This is a genomic window from bacterium (assembly GCA_023230585.1).
Taxonomy (GTDB): domain Bacteria; phylum Ratteibacteria; class UBA8468; order B48-G9; family JAFGKM01; genus JALNXB01.
This window is the reverse complement of record JALNXB010000014.1, coordinates 1-20,536: the sequence shown is the minus strand read 5'-3', so window position 1 is coordinate 20,536 and position 20,536 is coordinate 1. Positions and strand designations below refer to the sequence as shown.

Here is a 20,536-nt window from a genome sequence, read left to right as displayed (position 1 = left end):
TTAATCCACCTTAGATATATTTGCCCAGACCTCTCTAATTTTATCTGAAACTAAGTCATCAGCAAATTCAACATAAGGAATTCTTTTAACTATAGATTTTGGAACGTTTTCCGAGAAAGGTATTTTACCAGCTATTTGAATTCCTTTATTTGCACATATATCTTCAATTGTTTTAGAGTTTTCAATGTTTATATCGTACTTATTTATAACAACTTTTGTTTCAACACCAAAATGTTCAGCAACCTTCATTACTCTTTCCACATCGCTCATTCCAGAAAGGGTTGGTTCTGTTACCAAAACTGCAAGGTCAACCCCCGACAATGACGCTATCACAGGGCAACCTATACCCGGAGGGCCGTCTAAAATAGTATAATCGTATTTCCAACCTCTACTAAGTTTAGAAGCCTCTTCTTTTATTTTTGAAACAAGTCTACCAGAATTTTCTGCTGCAATATCAAGTTTAGCAAAAACAAAGGGACCATAAGATGTATCTGAAATAAACCAATCTCCATTTTTCTGTTCTTCCAAACTTATTGCTTCAGCAGGACATCCATAAAAACAAGCTCCACAACCTTCACAGGAAAGAGGGTCTATTGTATAACTTTTGTTTTTACCATCAGAGGTAACATTTATTGCCTCAAACCTACAAATCTCGACACATCTACCACATTTTGTACATTTTTCTTGGTCAATCTTTGCTTCATTACCTCCCATAAAAACTTCTTTTTTTCTTATAACGGGATTTAAAAGAAGATATAGGTTGGCAGCATCTACGTCACAGTCAACAATAATCTTATTCTTTGCAATAGAAGCAAACGAAGCTGTAAGAATTGTTTTCCCTGTACCTCCTTTTCCGCTTATAACAAGTATTTTTTTCATATTTTATAACCTTTTTTCACTATACTAAAAATCTGTCGGTAGACATTCTTAAACTCTTCCTTATATTCAGGTAAAGCCTCAACCAAAGGTATCCCTTTAGAATATGCAACAGATATTTCTTTCTTGAAAGGAATGACAAGAAGCAGAGGAATATCCTCTTTTTTACAATATTCTTCAACATCGGTATTACCTATATCTGAACGGTTAAGTATTACACCGACAGGTACTCCAAGTTTTCTGTTCATTTCAACGGCTAGCATAAGATCGTTCAACCCAAAAGGAGTAGGTTCTGTTACAAGTATACAAAAATCAACACCTTTTACAGATTGAACAACAGGACAGCTTGTCCCGGGAGAAGCGTCTATAATATTTAAAGCGGTATCTTCTACTTGTTTTTTTACTGCCTTAACTATTGGAACTGGATTTGCTTCACCTGGTTTCAACCGACCTTGACTAAAAGACGCTAAACCTTCTGACATACCTATATCTATTTCCCCTTTCTCAGAAGGTTCTTCATATATTGCTTTTTCTGGGCATACTAAACTACAAGTACCGCAACTATGACATAACTCATAAAAAAAGAGTAGGCTACCTTTAACCTTCTTTTCTTCTGAAGGTTTAATCACAGCTATGGAATTATAAACGCATGCCTGCGAACATTTTCCACAAAAAGTACATTTATCTAAATCTACCTTTGGTTTTGGGAGATAAATCTTTTCTGTTTTCTTGATTTCAGGTTTAAGAAATATATACCCATTAGGTTCCTCTACATCACAATCAAGAAAATGGACTTCTCCTATCAAAGATAAAGCCAAAGAAGTGGCAACAAGAGTTTTACCTGTTCCACCTTTACCGCTTGCAACTGTTATAACCATTATTTTATCCTCTCACCATTTTAGTCCCACATTTCGGACAACTTTTTTCAAAGCAAGGGACACCTACCTGATGAGCAACTTTCTCTCCACAAGATGGACATACACAAAATCCACCTGGACCTGCAGCTCTACCGCCCATTCTGCCACCTGCTCCTCTACCTGCACCTCTACCTGTTCTTGGTCCTTGTCCAGTCGGTCCTGTACCGTCTCCTCTCGGCATATTTTTATCCTCCTTACCCAAAACATTTTATGTTAAGGGTTTTATAAAAAAAATATTAAGTCTTATTGTGGTCGCACTCAGTTTTATTTAAACCATAATTTTTACCTGCTCCCGGCACACAAGAACTTTCACCACATTTCAATTTTTCTTTTACCAACTTTTCCACTACATCTACTATTTTACCATCAACTCCAGAAAAAATCTTTATATTAAAATTTTCAAACAATTGTATTGCCCTCTGTCCTATACCACCACAAACAATACCATCTATATTAAGTTGGTAAAAATATTTTGGTAAATAACCAGGATGATGACCGGGGTTCTCTAAAACTTCTTTTTTAATAACCTTGTTGTCTTCAATATCAACAATAGTAAATAATAGACACCTCCCAAAATGGGGAGATACGTTTTCACCATCAGTAGAAATTGCAAAACGCATACTACCTCCTATTTATCTTTTTTGTCCATTCCAAACTTAGAGGTAACGGATGGATTTGTTGGTCCAGCCTTTTCTTTCAGGTTGCCTTTCTTATAATTCTCAATTACTTCTTCTATTTTACCGCTCACTCCTGTAATGGCTTTTATACCTGCTTGTTCCAGTACTCCAGCAGCATTAGGACCAAGGTTACCTGTTAAGACCAATTCAACACCTTTCTCAGCCATCAATTGACCACTTTGAATTCCTACCCCACCCATTCCAGTAGTATTATCATTAGCTAAAGCCTCAAATTCATCAGTTTCGGTATCGTAAAAAATAAAATAAGCAGCTCTACCAAACCTTGGGTCAAGATTAGAAGTTAGTTCTTTTCCTTCAGACGTTATACAAATTTTCATATTACCTCCCAAAATATAAGTTCCGTATATTAAATTCCGTGTACTTTGCTTGTTTTGTAAACACTTCTTAACACAACAATTTCTTCTTTCTTTTTTTAGTGGGTCAGCAGGGCGCACAAAGACGCCCTGCTTTCCTTAAAAGATTACTTATCTTTTTCAGCTGACTTCTCTAATTCTTCAATTCTTTTCTTTATACCTGCAAGTTGTTCGTCAAGCATTTCTGCCTGCGATTGAAGAATTTCCATTTCCTGCTTAGGTGTCGCTTGCCATACAGCGTATGGGTCAGCGTAAGGGTCTGGGTAAGCCGGCGCCATAGGATATCCTGCAAAAGGGGCAGTTCCACAGTAAGGATTTCCGAAGAACCTTCTACCACCCATTCCTCTACCAAATCCTCTACCGAAACCGAACCCTCTGCCAAATCCTCTGCCTCTACCAAATCCAAATCCTCTACCACCAGAAGGATTCATATAACCGGGAGCACCAAAACCAGCACAATATCCTGCTCCTCTTCCTGTCATTGGTCCCATGCCCATTGGTCCTGTTCCATCTCCTCTTGGCATATTACTCACCTCCTTTACTTCAAAGTTTAATGTTAATGTTTTTTTACTTAGACTGTGTTCTATTTGTTGGGCAACTATGCCTACAATTACAGTCTTCACAAATTCCATAAAAATTTATAATATGACTATTAATAGAAAAGTTATGTATTTTTGAAAGAATTTCTCCAGTCTTTTTTACCAGTTCCTTCCCTTCGTTAGCAATATTAGTACAATCTATAATCTTTTTACATCTGGTACATATAAGATGATGGTGGAGTGAATTTTCTTTCTCCTTTTTAACAAGTTCATATCTTGCCTTACCCTCTCCAAAATCGAATTTTTGAACAATTCCCATTTTTGTCAACAAATCAAGGGTGCGATATACAGTGGCAACTCCAATAGATGGGTTTATGCTTCTTACCAAAAAATATACATCTTCAGCACTCAAATGGTGCGAAGTTCTGCTAAGAATATTCAGAATAACAGTTCTTGATTCTGTATTTCTAAAACCAGCCGCTATTAATCTTTCTTTAAACCATGGGTTGCCGTGTCTCATTTTCTCACCTCCATAATGATAATAATTCTCATTATCATAATACCTTTTAATTTTTGTTCTGTCAAGTGCTAAAATAAAAAAGGAGAAGGACTGCTAAAAAGTAATAATAATAAATGATAAAAACGAGGTTTATCCAGAGTATGCCATAGGGAGTTTTTGCGGGGTCTTGCAACTAAGGGAGAAGCACCAGAATCTCTCATAAGGGGGATGGTTAATCGAGCATCATATTTATATAAGGGTTGCCATCTTCAATAAATTTCAAATCAGAAGAACCATTAAGCGTTTTTAACATACCTACTGTAGAAACAGTTTCAAACGGTAAAAGACCTCTATACAAACCTTCCACTACAATAGTTTTAGGATTAAACTTGTTTGTAAGAGTTTTTACTGTTTCTCTCAAAAAGTTCTGTGTTAACATTATCTCTTTAACCCATAACTTTCTATTATCCGTATAATATTCACAAAAAAGATATCCTATATCAAGGTTGGTTTTAAGTTCTTTTATAATATATATTTTTCCATACTGCTTATAAATATTGATAGCAACATTATAAGTAGAAAAATCTTGTAAAACTACAACCTTATGAGTGGAGATAATGCTTTCGTATATAGGCATAATCCTGTCGGGAGAATCTATTTCAATAAGTTTAATATTGCTCTTTTCGTCAGTATAGCATAGTTTAGAATAGGTCTTAACTCCTCTTTTAAGTAATGGTTTATAACCAAACCTTGAGTAAAATCCATACAGACTTGTATTGGCAGGTATTAAAACAGAAAAGGTATCTCCTCTTACACTCATTAAACGGAAAGATTCTTGCATAAGACCTTCCATAACTCCTTGTCCTCTATATTCAGGTAATGTAGCTGCGCCACATAAATATCCAGACTTATAAACAGTATCATACACCTTTATGTTATAACTTGGAAAAAACACCATGCCCCTAATTCTGCCATCTTTTACATCCAGAAGGGTTTCATTATGTTTATATTTTTGCTCAAAAAAAAGTTTTATGTATCCGTCGGAGTCATTAAAAATAGTTTTCCAGATATGTTTAAGTTGAGATATATATTGTTGGTTTGAATTTACAATCATAAAAGGATACCTTTGTGAATGGCTGTAAATTTTTCAAGTAAAAAAAGTGGGTGATAGGAAAGTTTAGATTGCCTAAGTCCTTTTATACCCAGGTCTTCCTCTCTGTTTATATACTTATATTCAGAAGCATGTCTTCTGGCAAACTCTTTATTGATAACAGCATATCCTCCCTGACATTCTATAAGGGATTTTTCTACGTTTATACCAAAAGTTTCGTTATTTATTTTGCTACCAAATGTAAAAGAACATAGATTGCCTCTTGCCCTAATAAGACCACCTATTAAACCAATATCTTGATAATGGTTAAAACACTCTTTCATAGCAATAATTTCATCAGAAAAAGAATCTATTTCTTCCCCTTTATCTTTTTTGTTTTCAAGCCATTGGTTATACCCTTCTTTACATTCATCTATGTTGTTAGGGGTTATATCTTCGTAACTTACTTCTCCATACTCTTGTATGAATCTGTTTATATGGTTTCTTTTGGATTTATATTTTTGTCCAGAAAGGTTAATAAGAGAAGCAGAGTCATAGATATAATCTGAAAATTCTCTCTTTGAAATAAACCTAAACTTGTTAGGGAAAACCTGCTCAAGAGTGCCTATGTTTTCTTTTGTTATAGCAGCAATTCGACATTTCCAGCCTACTTTTTGGGAATAATTAAAGATTGCTTCAATGGTCTCTTTTAGGTTGCCATCACCAACAGGGTAGAAAAAGTAATTATTTAGTTTATCTGTTACTGAAACAATAAGATGACCATTAAATTCAGCTATTTTATAACCGTATCTATACCGCCATATAAAGAGAGATGGAAAAGAGTATTCACTACCCATAAAACTGCTTCTCGAAAGATATTTATTAAATAAATTTTTATCTGTAATTTTAATCTCTCGAAATTTAAGATTATCCATAATTTCAACTTAACTCCCAACTTTCACATAATTGACTTTTAGCACTTAAAAAGTTATTATTTGTTTATGTATAAAATAACAATTGTATAATAAAATGGTAAAAAAAATATATTTTATTTTCTTCTGTTTATTATGTATTATATGCTCTAATCTGTTTTCTGACAATAAATTTTATAGTGTAGGCATAGACTTTTATAAAGCCAAAAATTACACTAAGGCTGTACAAAACTTAAAAAAAGTTGAAGGTAAAGAAAGAGATGACCCTCAATTTTACTATTACCTTGGCAATGCCTTCTATTATCTAAAGAACTACAAAGAAGCTCCACCCCATTTAACCAAATATCTCCTTAATGCTGATCTTAAAAACACACGCATTTATGGTTCTTACAGAGAATCTACCAGCAACCTTTTCCAGTCTTATAAGCAAGAAAAAGAATGGAATAAAAATATTAAAATAAGTAAACAATTGTTAAAAAGAGTTGAAAACGAAAAAACTTTTAGCCGCTTAATACCTTTTATAAACAACAATATCGCTGATTCAAATTCAAGAGAAGGACACCAGTTTTTTCAAATAAAAGATTATACAAACGCAAAAAAATATTACGAAGAATCTTTACTATACAATTCAAGCAATATTCATACTAACGAACGATTAGGGGTTTCCAATTTTTTTCTCAACTTATACCAAGAGGCAGAAAAGAATTTTATATTTGTGCTGGAAAGTAGCAATATAAAAATTTGGCGAAACATCTCTACATCTTCTTATTACCTCATACAGATAAAGCCAGATATTACACCTATCTCTGAAACCATTAAAGATAAAAATATTTTGTCTTACAAAATTCTTAATATCTACGATTTACTAAAGAAAGAAAAATATACCAAAGCTTTTGAAATTCTTGAAAAACTTGAAGAAGAAGAGCAAACATCAGGTGCTATTGCACTTGATATAGTTAATAAACTTCAGAAAGATTCTTCTCAACCAGAACAGTTCTTTATCCACTTTATTAAATTTTTCCCTTTGGCAAGACAAGCAGATTCTTTAACAAATCGGGCCTTAAATACACTTAGGAATAATGTGAATAGAGAAAAAATAAGAGTAGATTTGGTAAATACCCTCAAATATATCATTGAGGAAAAAGCACCTCAAGATGTTAAACCTAAATATGAGAATTTTCTACTTAAAGCAAGGTTTAATTACCCCACTGAAGAAAATGAAGAATTCTTACGTGAAAAAGTTGAAAGTTATTTACTTGTTGCATCTAAATATAAAGAGAACCCAATATCTAAAGACTTATTGTTTGATGTTGCAATGATTTATACCAAACAACTTGACAATGATATTGAGGCTATAAAAATATTGGAACCCCTTGAAGAAGAAGCTCACAGAAACTCGTCAATAGAATTGGCAAATATCTATATGAAACAAGAAGATTTTGAAAAAGCAAGCCTTCTATTTAAAAAAATTGCCTCAAAAAATCCAAAAGATGAAATTTTACAGATATTATTGGGTGAATCTCTATTAAAAGCAGGAAATTGTGACGAAGGTGTAGATATATTACAAAGAGTATCCACAAAAACAAGAAATAATCGTATCAAAGCAAGAATAACAAACTTTTTAAGCGACTATAGAGAGATACCTCTTTTGGAAAATATAACCATTAATGATACACTTTTTATCACAACAACTGAATTGGAAACATATCATTCTATATCGATAAATGCAGATAATATTTCCCTTCCCCTTAGGCAATCTGTATTAGATACAGAAGTTTACCTGTTTTCACAAGATAAAAGAAGTTTTCCCTTTTCAATTGAGGTGGAATCTAAAAAAAAACCGTCATTAACTGAACCTTACACTCTCTATGAAATCAGAGAAGGAAAGACCTACCTTGCAAAATGGTCTGATGAAAAAGTTGCATCTCCCAATAAATGGCAACATATTAAACCTTTTAGTATTATATATCCATCAAAAGAGGCTCTCCCTGAAGGAATAAAAATTCTTAGGAACAACTATTTTGAAAAAGATGAACTTATAGTAGAGATTGAGATATTTTTTCCTTCAAATAATTGGGATATAAACATTTTCAATCCTTCCTATTTGCGAAGAGGAACAACAGTTTCACCCACACCTGATAGTTTTAGTAATTCTTCAGTTTTTTATAAAAACAGAGGCGATAACATAAAAATACAACTAATTTATCCAAAACGTCCAGATATATTAAATTATTATCCAGAAGTAGTTCTTACAAAAAAAACTATTTCTGAAAACAGAGCCATAAAAAACGAAAAAGAGGTAATACAATTTAATGGCGTAAGTGTAAAAACAGTTGAAAAGATACCGAACATTCTATTTTTAAAAGAGGTGAAAACAGTAGTCAATTTAGAAGAGAAGGTTGAGCGACTATGAAAAAATTAATAATAGTAATTTTGTTTTTATGTTTCAATGGTTCTGCCCAGGTTATATTTAATTTTGAAGAAAATATTGAAGATTGGTGTAGTGGAACCCCAAACGTGGAACTAACCACCTCTCAAAAATATTCTGCAATTGGTTCTAAATCTCTTAAAATTTCTTCAAAAAATACTGATACAACCCAGATATCATATTCAGGTAAACTCGATTTTTCTAACACTCAATTTCTTAAGTTTAATATGTATCTCCCCGATACAAACCTTTCAGAAATTTCGTTTAAATGTTATGTTAAAGATGTTGAGTGGCACTGGTTTGAGACAAAACTTTTCAGAATAAAAGGTGGAGAAAAAAAAGAGGTGAGCATAAATGTTTCTCATACAAGTTTTGACTGGAAACCTCTTAACCATTTTAAAGGATGGGACAATTACGTAACTCGAGATATAGGAGAATTTGGCATAATCTTCTTTTTTCAGAAAAACTATACTGGTCCAGTATATATTGACGCTGTTGAGTTAGTAAAAACAAGGTTCCCTGATGGAAAGGTTTATCTTTACGATTTTGAAGATTCTAATGATAAGTTAACAACATTTGGCAGGTTTGAGATATCTTTTAAGTCTTCTTATATACCTGTCAACCCTTTTGACCCAAAAGAGTTTAGGGTTGTTGCAAAATTTGTTTCTCCAACAGGCAAAACTTTTGAAGTACCAGCATTTTATTACCATAACTATCTTAGGTATCTTGATGTTGATGGTGAAAACCTTGAACCTTATGGGACAGAAGAGTGGAAGATACGTTTTTCTCCTCAGGAGGCAGGTAGATACTTTTATACTCTTGGTATCTATGTGAATGATAATATAATTTCCGAACTCAATGGCGGAGATTTTCTTGTCACTAAATCCAAAGATAAAGGATTTATAAGATTGGACAAGAAAGACCCTCTATATTTATCTTTTCAAAATGGAACTTTTTTCTACCCTATAGGTCATACTCTCAGGTCAACAGATGATTTAAGAAGCCCATACAGATATGAGTTTTCTCCTCCAAAAAATATGGGGACTTTTGCTTATGACCAGTATTTTAAAAAAATGAGTGATAATGGAGAAAACTACGCAAGAGTATGGATGTCTGCATGGTGGGCTGGTATAGAGTGGAGTCCTTTTTACTCCCCCCATTACAGGGGACTTGGCAGGTATAGTGTTGAAAACGCTTGGCGGCTTGATTATCTGCTTGAATCTGCTAACAAGAACGATATATATATAGACCTAACTTTAATAAATCACGGTCAGTTTGGTAGACCTGACGCTGAGTGGCGTGACAACCCTTATAATGCTATAAACGACGGTATCCTTGAAAATGCTAATGAGTTTTTTACCGACAAAAATGCTATTGAATATTTTCAAAGACGGCTCGATTATATAGTGTCAAGATGGGGATACTCTAAAAACATTGTTTTTTGGGAACTATGGAACGAAATTGATTTAACAATCAATTATAATACTCAAAATGTAAAAAATTGGCACAAAATTATTCATCCTTATATAAAGAATATAGACCCATACAAACACTTAATAACAACCCATTATTGCAGAAGGAACGCAGACCCAACTGTATGGGCAATCCCTGAACTTGAAATGATTGTTGGTAATTCTTATGACGCTGAAATGGTAAAATCTGTATTAGATTTTTTTGTGAAAAGAAAACCTTTTGAAAAACCTATTTTTATAAACGAGTACGGAGTAGGACGAAACAGACAGTTTCTTGAAAATAACCTACATGCGGGGATATGGGCGTCGTCTATGACTCCAATGACAGGCTCAGCTCTATTCTGGTGGTGGCCGTTTATTGACCATTTTGATTTATATTTTCATTACAAAGCCCTCTCAAATTTTTGGAAAGGAGAAGATAGACGTGGAAAGAATTTTCAACTTACACCTGCTACAGTTCATTCTGATAATAAAGATTTAGGTATAATTGGTATACAGAATAGTTCCGAAGGTTTCTTCTGGATTTATGCTGAAAAACTTTTTAATGATAAAAAACCACAGATATCTTCTGCAGAAAGAGTTTGTACTGTCGATATTAGTAATTTTTCAAAAGGCAATTACAAACTTGAATTTTGGGACACATATAAAGGAACGATTTTAGCCACACAAAATTTACTTATTAAAGACGAAAAAGAAAAAATCTTAATACCAAAATTTATCAATGATATTGCAATTAAAATAAAGAAAAAATGAATACAATTAAAAAAGTTCTTTTTGCGTATATATTTATATTTGTTAGTTTTTTGTTTTCACAAGAACCAGCAAAGTACACAATAGATTTTGTTATAGATCCACTTGAACCGTTAGGGTATGTTGATATAGCAACTCTTAAATTTATATACCCATATAATAATAAAGAGAGCACCCTCGATGTTTCAATAAAAGATGCCAAAGGTTTATTGTGTAAAATTGAAAAGATTAACAAAATAGGTAAGAGAGAGATTGAAATATTTTTTGTGCCTACAACAAGTCGGACTTATACCGCTTATATCAATGAAAAAGAGAGCACAACAGTTCAATTAGATGAAAGTTTTAATAAAGGAGTTATGTTGATAGATGATTTTATCCCCATAAAATCTAATAAAGCTGGGCATTGGCAGTGGGATAACAGTTATAAGATTAGCGGTTCTTTATCTTTTACTGGAAAAAAGGAAGGAACTTCTTTTAACAGAATAACTTTTCCTTCTTCTAATAAAATAGAGAAAAATGATAAATTGGTCTGTTATACCTGTTTTTTGGAAGAAAAACATCCTAAAGAGATATTGGTGGAACTCATAACCACACCTCGCGGTAAAAGTTATTTCTTTTCATGGGGAGAAGACCTTATAAACATAGGTAAACAAAAAAAATATAATATGGGAAATTTGCCTGAAAAAAACAGATGGACAAAACTTGAAATACCCTTGACTGATATAAACGAGAAAACTCTTTTGGGTATAGCCTTTTATAACTTTGAAGGTAAGATATGGTGGGATAGGGTATCTATAAACGATGTTCCTATGGAAACAAGAATAGTTAAATTAAAAGAGGCAGATAAAAAGATAAAGGCATACTTTGATTACAATTTAAGTTCTCCGCTTAGGTACTCTAACAATACATTTGAAATAATTAAAATAGATGCTACTGCTTCTTACGGAGTTGAAAGTTTTAATATCTCTTTAAATGGGCAAAACTATAAAGAAAATTCTGTTGAAGTACCTATTAGACAGAATTCTAATAGAAAGGTTACTCTTACAGTGGAGAAAGAAGGGTTAACAGATACAATGGAATATATAATTCCTAAAAAGAGAGCAGTACCAAAAAATATAAATATTGTCACAAAAGTTTTACCATACCACCCTTTTATTAAAGAAGGGCAACCTTTCACAATAGTTTTATCGGTAAGAAATCTTAACGATGAAACCTTACCCGTAAGGGTATCAAAAGAAGGATTTGAAAAGACCGTCTACCTTATGCCTGAAGAGTTGAAACATATCTATATTGACTTTTTGGAATACACTCAAGGAGAAACAATAAAAGTTGAAACAGATGTATGCGGTTTTAAACTTTCTGAAAAACTTTTTCATATAGGTTCAGTTATGAGTAATAATCTTACACTTGACGGACCTTTCATTAAAGATAAGGATAGTAATTTTATAATCATTCCTTCCTCAGTAAAAAAAGAAAAAGCAGGGCTTATCAACAAAGATTTTTATAATATAACAGTTGCTGGTGCATACCCTAAAGGAACGCCAGAGATGCTCAAATCTTTACTTGAGGTTAAAGGTATAGGGGCAGATATACATCAAATAGGAAAACCTCAATATGGACGTAACCATCGGCTTTTTTCTGAATATCTACATATAATAACAGAGTTAAACTCGAACAACAAGGGCGATATTCTACTTTTTTTCCCTTATATAGAATCTATGAAATCCAAAACACCTATTCTTGAATGGGAAACATATATTGAAACAATAATATCTGTTGCTCAAAAACAATTTCCTATAGTAGTAGTTGCCACACCTTTTCCTTCGCCACCCTTCCCAGAGTTATACCAACCCTATATGAACACCATACAAGAAATCTCTATTAGAAAAGGTATCCCTATACTTGATGTGTATAAAATCTTTTCTGATTCAAACCATAGAAAACTATTTATGCCAACAGAAGGGCTCTATTCAAACCTGCCAAATAAAGAAGGGAGCCATCTTTTTATCTCAGAATTTATCAATATTCTGCTAAATTTAGGTATGCTTTAAGAAGAAGTAGAAGTGTTTTTACAAGGTAGCAATCTGTCGTTTTCTGCCTTCTATCCCTCGAGGGGAACCAACAGCCCCTCCGCCGACGTTAAAACTTTGACGCACAAACAATTATAACAAACTTGGTTTATTGCTCTTTCTCTAAGTTACAGAACCAGTATATCTATTCCTCCGATTCCATAGTTGAAGAACGAAAATTCTTCCCGCAAATAATCTTCGTTCTCGAAAGCAATTGCTCCAACCCACATATTGTCATCCCCTTCCCTTTCGTGGAGCGGGCCCCACATATTCTGGAGAGACGAAACAAGCTCCACTTCTATCTTGTTATTACCGTTTTTTACAAAAGACGTAATTTCAATACAATAAGGGGACCACAAGATTTTCCCAGCATCTCTACCGTTAACTCGCACATTAAAAAGTGTCCCTGAAGGGTTCAAAAGCTTGAGAAATACCCTTTTTCCTTTTTTAAGAGCAATATCAGTCATGTATACCATGCTCCCTCCGTAAAACGGGTATCCCTGTTCAACCCAGGAGCCTGCTTCAATCTTCTCTCTCTCCTTCACAATTTTGCCTTCATACGGGCTAACCATTTCAACTCCAAATTCACCAACTATGTAGGCAGACTCTACCTCTGTGAGGAAATCGTAGTGTACCTTGAAATCAGCAGTATTCTCCCCCTTTTTTACAAGGTCTGTTATTTCAACCATCCGGAACCCTATGTCCCGATACCAGCCGAGTTGTTTTTCATCATCCCATGAAATCTCCCTATCGTTCATAAACACTTTACCTTTTTGCATATCTTCAATCACAAGATAGCTCTTCGGCCTGACTATGTCACTATTGAACCTGTACCTCAGGATAATATCTCCTCCTCTGTTCAGGGACCCCTTTTTCCTGGCATACACCCACGGCTGCCATTTAAGGGCATCCCCAGTACCAAAATGGTTGGCAATATTTTTTCTCACCCTCCATTCTAACTCCTCTTTTTCAAAAACCCTGCTATCGTATGAAACACTTATCCTGTCAAGCACAAGGACATTCTTCTCGCTTCTTTCAAATTCGAAAACACTTGTTCTGGAAACAACTTCAGCGTTTCTGAGGCAGGGTAACACCTTCTCTTTTTTAACAGTTTTCACAAACGGTGAAAGCGTTAAAAGTATCGAACCTGCAGGTGGTAAAGAAAATTGATATGTTAAAACTCCTCTCTGTTTCTTTGTCGTAGCTAAAAACACATTACCTTCCACAGCATCCCATTTTAAAAGACTCTTTTCTGTCTTTCCTTTTATCGTAAGAATATATTCCTTACCGTTTGTCCTGTCTGAATTGACTATGAAGAATATCTCCTGCCCTTTCCCTTCAATCCTGTGTTGAACGTATGTTCCCGGAATATTATTATCAAAAGGGTCTTTCAGGGAATAGGAGCAAGGTTTGAGAGCATTAACTACGTTTCTAACAGACTCAGAGGAAGAGGGCAGACAGTAAACATTCTTTAAGGTGAGCAATTTTTTCCACCTATTCTTATCCTCAATTCCATCAATTTCTTCAGGTGGTTTCCCGAGTATAAGAAGGTTTCCGCCGTTTTCAGCAAATTTTTCGAGAGCAAAAACCGTTTTTTCTCTCCATGTAAATGAAGGAGGAACTATAACTATGCTATACGACATCTTGCCGACAACAAACTTCTTATTCTCTACCTTCCCGTATTCTTCTATAAACCCTTCATCTCCAATGTCGCAATCATAACCAGTACTCAAAACAGCATCAAGAGTTTTACACATAAGTTCGTTCAGGGTTGTAGCGTCCGACATATCCTGCAGAGGAATATCTGCGGAATTAGTATCTGACTCAACACCTATCCTTCTTCCCGCAATAGCGCTTTCAATAGAATGGAGGAGAAGGATTTTGACATCTGGTTTTCCTAAAGTAAGGGCGTATGCTGTCCTAACAAAATAATCATTTAGAGCAGGAAGTTCATTCCAATACGTCTGCTGATAGTTCCACACAGGTGGGTAATCCCTCTTTCTTCTCCCCTTGCCCGAATACCATGTAAGATGCGGGCAGAAAATAGTTGCTCCGTGGACAAGGTCATAATCTCCAATCCATTTAAAATCCTCAAAGGTATTTGTATGCCTGCTTACTCCAAAAATCTCCGTCAGCACATATTTTCTTCCCAACTGCCTTGCCGCAGAGGAAGCCTGCTTGCATGTCAAAAGAAGTGGGGCAGTGTGCCTACAAAGGTGGTCTATACCAGGAATATGCTGATACCTGTAGTGAGACATAACTCCCCCACAGTGGTTTAATATCTGCGAGGAAAAAGAATCTTCAGCGTTATAGTGGCCAGTAGAAGCGATGCCGTGTTTCTCACACCACATATAGAGGGGTTTACTGTACGATTCGAGAAACTGCCTCAGGATTGCCCTGTGAATGAGCAATCTTATATGTCTCGACTGCCCACCGTCAAAAAAGAGAAAAGGGAGGTCATTCCAAAAATCCCTGCCTGTCCACTTAAAATATTGTTGAGGAAGCCCTTCATACCATGGAATTCCTGTGGCTGGACGGATTAGATTGGGCTCGTCGGTGAAAATTCCTGGAATTCTTTTGCCGAAGTTAACCCCAAATTGTTTGTAATACACATCGTGAGTAAGTCTTATAAAATCCTTAACAGCTTCAGGATGCAGAAGATTGACATAGGATTCTCCGCTCCACCAAGGTGTTTTCTGGCTATACCTTCTCACCATCACAAGCCTTTCGCAACCAACTAAAGAGTCTGTCTCTTCAGGGGAAACAGGTTTGTACTCAAAGAGTATCAACCCATTCCGTTCTGTTATGATGTAGGTGAATTTTACTTGCTCGTCTTCCTCAAATAGCGGGAGATTCTCACCGGGAGCGAGAAGAATGGCGTTAAGGGAAGCTGCTCTGTACTCATCCTTCATACCGGCAATCTGCCCTCCAGCATTTCCGCTGGGCCACAGGTCTTCGTCATAAAGCCATAGATAGCCGTCATTCTTCTTCGCTACATCCAGTGCAGCTTTCATAGAATCAAACCATTCCTTCCCCATATACTCTGTTTTCAGTCCGTACCTCGAATGAAAGAATCCTCCTCCAAGTCCGACCTTCAGCATCTCATCCATCTGTCTTGCCGTCTCTTCAGGTGTAATCTCCTCGTTTATTGCCCAGAAAGGGGTGGGGCGCAATATAGAAGGCGGTTTTTTAAATCTTCTGATATCCATCTTTTCCTCCTTGGTATTTTCAGTAAACCACGCCTCGCTTATTCGAGAACTTATCTGCATAAATCTTTTGTGCATACGAAAACTTGTTTGCACTATATAAACAAGTTTTGGATTCACTCCCAATTTTTAGTAAATTTCAGAGAACCCTCCCCACACTTGCCTCTCTCCTTCACAAAAACTATCAAGACAAGCCCGTAGGGTTTATCCTATACACTATTGTTTATTCTCATTCTTTTTTCCGCCTTCGGCGAGATTGCCACGCCAAAAAACAGCTCGCAAAGACGGAATGGGGGGGGCTGTTAACAAAAGGTTCAAGCCTTTTGTTCTTATACTCTGAGCCTGTTAAGCCCTTCGGAGATGCTTTGTGTGCAGAAGGGTGAGTTCTCAGAGTGCCCGATTGTGGCGTAGAAGGTGTATGCGCCGTAGTTCCAGAGTGAGTAGACACCACATACTTTTTTACCCCTTGGTATTTTCAAAGCAGATTCTCTTTAGACAGGTTTTCTTTAATTATATTACATACACATTGAAGAAACAAGTGAAACAGGAGGTCAGGTTTAACTAAGGTTTACTCAATTACAGAGTGTTAGGAGAAGATTGTTGCCACTGGATTTGGTATAACCTGCTATATATTTCGCCTTTCTTAAGCAGCTCCTCGTGGCTTCCTTCTTCGGCAATTTTACCATCTGATATAACAAGAATTCTATCTGCTCGTCTTATTGTGGATAGTCTGTGGGCAATAATAAAAGAAGTACGAGACATTATAAGGCGTTCAAGGGCTTCTTGTATCAGAGATTCAGTTTGAACATCAACAGAAGAGGTTGCTTCATCCAAAATCAAAATAGGGGGATTTTTCAATAAAGCTCTGGCAATTGCCAAACGTTGTTTTTCACCAACAGAAAGTTTTATACCTCTTTCTCCCACCTCATGGTTATACTCGCCTGGAAGTTTAGAAATAAACTGGTGCGCATTGGCATGTTTTGCAACCTTAACCACTTCATCCATAGTGGCATCTCTTTTTCCATAAGATATATTTTCAAATATTGTCCCATTAAAAAGGAAAGGTTCCTGGGCAACTATACCTATATTGTTAGCAAGATTCTTTAAGTTTAAGTTTTTTACATCAATATTGTCTATGGTAATAAGACCAGAGTCTGCCTCATAAAAACGTGGAATAAGGCTAACAATAGTGCTCTTACCGGCACCAGTATGTCCAACAAGAGCAATTGTTTCACCAGGTTGTGCTTTAAAAGAGATACCTTTAAGAACTGGTTCTCCTTTCTTATAAGAAAAGAATACATCTTTAAAGACCACCTCGCCCCTTGTAGGAACAGGTAAATTTACAGCTTTCTTAATATCTTTTATTTCTGGCTCCATATCCATTATTTCAAAAATTCTTTCAGAAGCAGCTCTTGCGTGTTGCATCATATGGCTAAACATATTCAATTGCCTAACAGGAGCATAAAAGAGATTTAGATAAAATAGGAAAGAAACAATCTCGCCAGGGGTAGGATTTCCAGTAGTTATCCGTTGCCTACCACCATACCACAAAACAAGTGCAGTTCCCAGCGATGTAACAAAAATTACAAGAGGAAAAAAACTTGCTCTCAGTTTTATGGCTTGTATATTGGTATGAAAATAACGGCTACTTTTACCAGCGAACCTTTTACCTTCATACTCTTCCTGTGCAAAACTTTTTATTTCTCTTATGCCAGAAATATTATCTTGCAACAGAGCGTTCATATCTCCAAACTCTTTTCTGACCTGCCTAAAAACCTTGTGAGCTCTATTTATATTCTGGTAAGACAATAGTGCCAGTATAGGTATTGGTATACTGGCTATAATAGCAAGTTTGTAATTTGTTTTTAAAAGTATCACAAGAATACCTATAAGTGTAACAACTGCTACCATTAAGGTATCGGTACCTTCTACTATAATTCTTTCAACCTCGTTGACATCATTAGTAACTCTGCTCATCATAGAGCCAGTCTGGGAATTATCATAGTAACTTAAAGACAATTTTTGCAGACTATTATATGTATCAACCCTAAGGTCATGAACTATCTTCTGACCAAGTTTACCTATAATAAACGATTTTAACCCTTCAAGAAAAGCGCCAACCAAAAAGATAAAGACAAGCAACAATGCCATTAAATTAAGTGATTTTAGTTGTGTGCTACCTATGGCTTTATCTATTATCCAGCCAATAATTTTTGGTGGAGCTAAGTTGGTTGCTATGATAGCAAAAGAAAGAAGCACAGATATCAGGGCTTGCCATTTATATGGTTTTAGGTAACCAATTAGACGCATTACAGGGAGTTTAGCACCAACAATTTCTTCTTCAAGATAATCAGAGCCCAATCTTCGGCTTCTTGGTCCTCCTCCACCTCTAAAATACATTATGGTTTTGCCTCCTCACTTTTTTTATTAGCAAATTCTATTACACTTGCAAATTTAGCTACAATTTTTTCTTCAGTTCTTGTTTCAAATGACAAGCTTATCTCCTCAGTAATCCTTTTTTGTTTCCAAGTACCTCTCGAAAACCATAAAAATGTTATAAAAGCAGAAATAACATTGGTTGCTGGGAAAGATATCCATATACCGTTTTCCAAAAAAGGAGTATACTTTGATAAAACAAAAGCTATAGGGAACCTTAAGAACCACAGAGAAATTATAGAAAGTATCATTGTAACCATTGTATTACCCGAACCTATAAAAGCACCATTTAAGATATGGTAAACCCCCATAAATCCAAAAAATAGAGATGCTATTTTAATAAACTTTACTGCTACTTCTATGGTCTCCGTTTGTCCTGGAGCAAATATAGCAGAAAGTTGGTATGCATATACAAACATAATAACTCCAATTAATGTTAATGCAACAAAACTTATAATCGAAGCCAATTTTATTGTTTTCACGGCTCTTGCCATTTTACCTGCCCCTATATTCTGTCCAACAAGAGTAGATGTCGCCATAGATAAGCCTATTGTTGGTACAATAACAAAACCATTTAATCTGCTAACTATACCGTATGCGGCCAGTACAATTGTGCCAAAAGATGTAACAAGAAAAATAAGGGCTGTCATTCCAATAGCTACAGTTGATTGCTCCATTGATGCTGGAAGCCCAAGATTAAACATTTTTCCAATTAAAGAGAAATCTGGTTTCATATTTCTCCATTTCAAGTGTATCCAGTTTCTTCCTTTCAGTAATAAAGCAATACCTAATATTGCTGCTATTGCTTGGGTAATAATAGTTGCCAAAGCCGCACCAGATACACCCATAGGTGGGAAACTTTTGTAACCAAAGATAAATAACGGGTCAAGAATAAAGTTGAGAATAACTGTCCCTAACACAATAAACATAGGAGTTTTAACGTCCCCGACCCCCCGCATTAAAGATTGAAAAACCATAAAAGTGAATACAAAAACCATACCTGCAAACGATATTTTCAGGTATGATACAGCCCCTGCAAAAACATCTTGTTCGGCTCTAAGAAAAGTTATAAAGAGAGGTGTAAAAAAATACCCAATACTTGCTATCACAACTGAAACAAAAAAGCCCATCAGCAACGTCTGTGCAGAAATATAATCTATAGCTTTCTTATCTGCTTTTCCCATATATTGAGACACAAGAATGGTTCCAGCTACAGCAAAACCTCCCCCGATAGCTGAACAGAGAAAAAGAACAGGGAAACTTATAGAAATAGAGGCTATAGCACTTGAACCTAACCGTCCCACCCAAAAAGCGTCTGTCATTTGATAACAGGAGTGTAGAATATTGGCAGCTATAATAGGTAAAGCGAGAGTTAATAAAGCTTTTGCAATAGAACCTTCAGTTAAATAATTTGTTTTTTGCATTGAAATATAAGATAAATGTTGTCTCTTTCAAAAAATAAAGAGAACTTTGAAAGGATAATATTTTTTAAAGGAATTATTTTTTATTAAAACTATTACTTTTTCTTTGCAGGAGATTTTTCTTCTTTTTTGCTAAGTTCAGATAAAACATATTCTGTTATATCGTGACCTCCTACAATTAAAACATTGGTATCTATAACAAACTTAAAACCACGTTTTTCAGCCATAAGTTTTACATCTTTTCTCATTTCAGAAAACGCTTCAGATTCAAGTTGCATACCAAGTTCTTGCATTTGACACTGCATAGCATATTGAGCAGTTGCCTGTTCATTTTCATCCATCTCTTTTATTTTTTCTTGGATGGTTTTAAGTTCTGCCTGATATTTTTCCATAGCTTTTTGAAAAGCAGGATGTGCCATCAAAATTTTGCTGGTATCAATTGAAGCTATCTTAATATCTTCTGCAAATGAAGAAATAGAAAAGAAACTTAAAACAAATAAAACTGCAAAGAGCCTGCTTATCAAACTTTTTTTAAACATTATATCTCCTATGTTTGTGGTATTCACAAATCCTTTTTTATTCATTCTAACCCTCAGTTTGCTTCTTTAAGTGGGCGGTGCAGGGCTCGAACCTGCGACCTCCACGATGTCAACGTGGCACTCTAGCCAGCTGAGCTAACCGCCCTAATAAAAATTTAAACTACCCAATTATCTGATTATACTACTTTTTTATTAAAGTGTCCATATTTAGTCTTTTATAATACAAAATGAGCCTGAAAGAGGGCTCGGTTTCAAATACAGATTGAGCCTAAAGAAAAAATGGGTCATAATATAAGGTTATGACACTAAAC

General features: G+C 35.2%; 16 protein-coding genes and 1 tRNA gene. 3 read left to right on the top strand and 14 right to left on the bottom strand.

Annotated elements, in window-relative coordinates; all coding sequences use genetic code 11:
- From M0P98_04230 to M0P98_04190, 9 genes are all read right to left on the bottom strand, one after another.
- Positions 1 to 879 carry an ATP-binding protein gene (locus M0P98_04230; protein ID MCK9266076.1) on the bottom strand — a complete coding sequence of 293 codons (879 nt, stop codon included), beginning with the start codon at positions 877 to 879 and terminating at the stop codon, positions 1 to 3.
- Positions 876 to 1,754 carry an ATP-binding protein gene (locus M0P98_04225; protein ID MCK9266075.1) on the bottom strand — a complete coding sequence of 293 codons (879 nt, stop codon included), beginning with the start codon at positions 1,752 to 1,754 and terminating at the stop codon, positions 876 to 878. The genes M0P98_04230 and M0P98_04225 overlap by 4 nt, the downstream gene beginning before the upstream one ends.
- Before the next feature lie 4 nt (positions 1,755 to 1,758).
- The gene (locus tag M0P98_04220; GenBank protein MCK9266074.1) at positions 1,759 to 1,974 is read right to left on the bottom strand and encodes a DUF5320 domain-containing protein; all 216 of its coding nucleotides are present in this window, start codon (positions 1,972 to 1,974) and stop codon (positions 1,759 to 1,761) included.
- A 55-nt stretch (positions 1,975 to 2,029) separates the two neighbouring features.
- The gene (locus M0P98_04215; GenBank protein MCK9266073.1) at positions 2,030 to 2,413 is read right to left on the bottom strand and encodes a NifB/NifX family molybdenum-iron cluster-binding protein; all 384 of its coding nucleotides are present in this window, start codon (positions 2,411 to 2,413) and stop codon (positions 2,030 to 2,032) included.
- Between the two features lie 8 nt (positions 2,414 to 2,421).
- A complete protein-coding gene (locus tag M0P98_04210) occupies positions 2,422 to 2,808 on the bottom strand; it encodes a NifB/NifX family molybdenum-iron cluster-binding protein (protein MCK9266072.1) in 387 nt (128 codons plus the stop codon).
- A gap of 143 nt (positions 2,809 to 2,951) precedes the next feature.
- Positions 2,952 to 3,368: a DUF5320 domain-containing protein gene (locus tag M0P98_04205; protein ID MCK9266071.1), complete on the bottom strand. Its 417-nt coding sequence runs from the start codon at positions 3,366 to 3,368 to the stop codon at positions 2,952 to 2,954.
- A 43-nt stretch (positions 3,369 to 3,411) separates the two neighbouring features.
- Entirely contained in the window at positions 3,412 to 3,903 is a 492-nt protein-coding gene (locus tag M0P98_04200; protein ID MCK9266070.1) for a transcriptional repressor, read from the bottom strand.
- A 211-nt stretch (positions 3,904 to 4,114) separates the two neighbouring features.
- Entirely contained in the window at positions 4,115 to 4,996 is an 882-nt protein-coding gene (locus M0P98_04195; protein ID MCK9266069.1) for a GNAT family N-acetyltransferase, read from the bottom strand.
- Entirely contained in the window at positions 4,993 to 5,907 is a 915-nt protein-coding gene (locus M0P98_04190; GenBank protein ID MCK9266068.1) for a phosphatidylglycerol lysyltransferase domain-containing protein, read from the bottom strand. The genes M0P98_04195 and M0P98_04190 overlap by 4 nt, the downstream gene beginning before the upstream one ends.
- A gap of 94 nt (positions 5,908 to 6,001) precedes the next feature.
- Here M0P98_04190 and M0P98_04185 point away from each other — a divergent pair, with 94 nt between their 5' ends.
- Genes M0P98_04185 through M0P98_04175 form a run of 3 tightly spaced genes read left to right on the top strand, consistent with a single transcriptional unit; the run spans position 6,002 to position 12,605 of the window.
- Positions 6,002 to 8,317 (top strand): tetratricopeptide repeat protein, encoded by a 2,316-nt coding sequence (locus M0P98_04185; GenBank protein ID MCK9266067.1) that lies wholly within the window; start codon positions 6,002 to 6,004, stop codon positions 8,315 to 8,317.
- Positions 8,314 to 10,557: a DUF5060 domain-containing protein gene (locus tag M0P98_04180; GenBank protein ID MCK9266066.1), complete on the top strand. Its 2,244-nt coding sequence runs from the start codon at positions 8,314 to 8,316 to the stop codon at positions 10,555 to 10,557. Before M0P98_04185 ends, M0P98_04180 begins: the two co-directional genes overlap by 4 nt.
- Complete coding sequence (locus M0P98_04175; protein MCK9266065.1) at positions 10,554 to 12,605, top strand: hypothetical protein; 2,052 nt, start codon at positions 10,554 to 10,556, stop codon at positions 12,603 to 12,605. Before M0P98_04180 ends, M0P98_04175 begins: the two co-directional genes overlap by 4 nt.
- Before the next feature lie 146 nt (positions 12,606 to 12,751).
- Here M0P98_04175 and M0P98_04170 read toward each other — a convergent pair whose 3' ends face one another.
- The 5 genes from M0P98_04170 to M0P98_04150 form a co-directional block, all read right to left on the bottom strand.
- Positions 12,752 to 15,832 (bottom strand): hypothetical protein, encoded by a 3,081-nt coding sequence (locus M0P98_04170; protein ID MCK9266064.1) that lies wholly within the window; start codon positions 15,830 to 15,832, stop codon positions 12,752 to 12,754.
- Positions 15,833 to 16,405: 573 nt separating this feature from the next.
- A complete protein-coding gene (locus M0P98_04165) occupies positions 16,406 to 18,229 on the bottom strand; it encodes an ABC transporter ATP-binding protein/permease (GenBank protein ID MCK9266063.1) in 1,824 nt (607 codons plus the stop codon).
- Positions 18,229 to 19,689, bottom strand: a complete 1,461-nt coding sequence (locus M0P98_04160) for an MATE family efflux transporter (protein ID MCK9266062.1) — start codon at positions 19,687 to 19,689, stop codon at positions 18,229 to 18,231. Before M0P98_04160 ends, M0P98_04165 begins: the two co-directional genes overlap by 1 nt.
- A 92-nt stretch (positions 19,690 to 19,781) precedes the next feature.
- On the bottom strand, positions 19,782 to 20,225 hold the full coding sequence (locus M0P98_04155) for an OmpH family outer membrane protein (protein ID MCK9266061.1): 444 nt from the start codon (positions 20,223 to 20,225) through the stop codon (positions 19,782 to 19,784).
- A 71-nt stretch (positions 20,226 to 20,296) separates the two neighbouring features.
- A tRNA-Val gene (locus M0P98_04150) sits at positions 20,297 to 20,370 on the bottom strand.
- Positions 20,371 to 20,536: the final 166 nt, after the last annotated feature.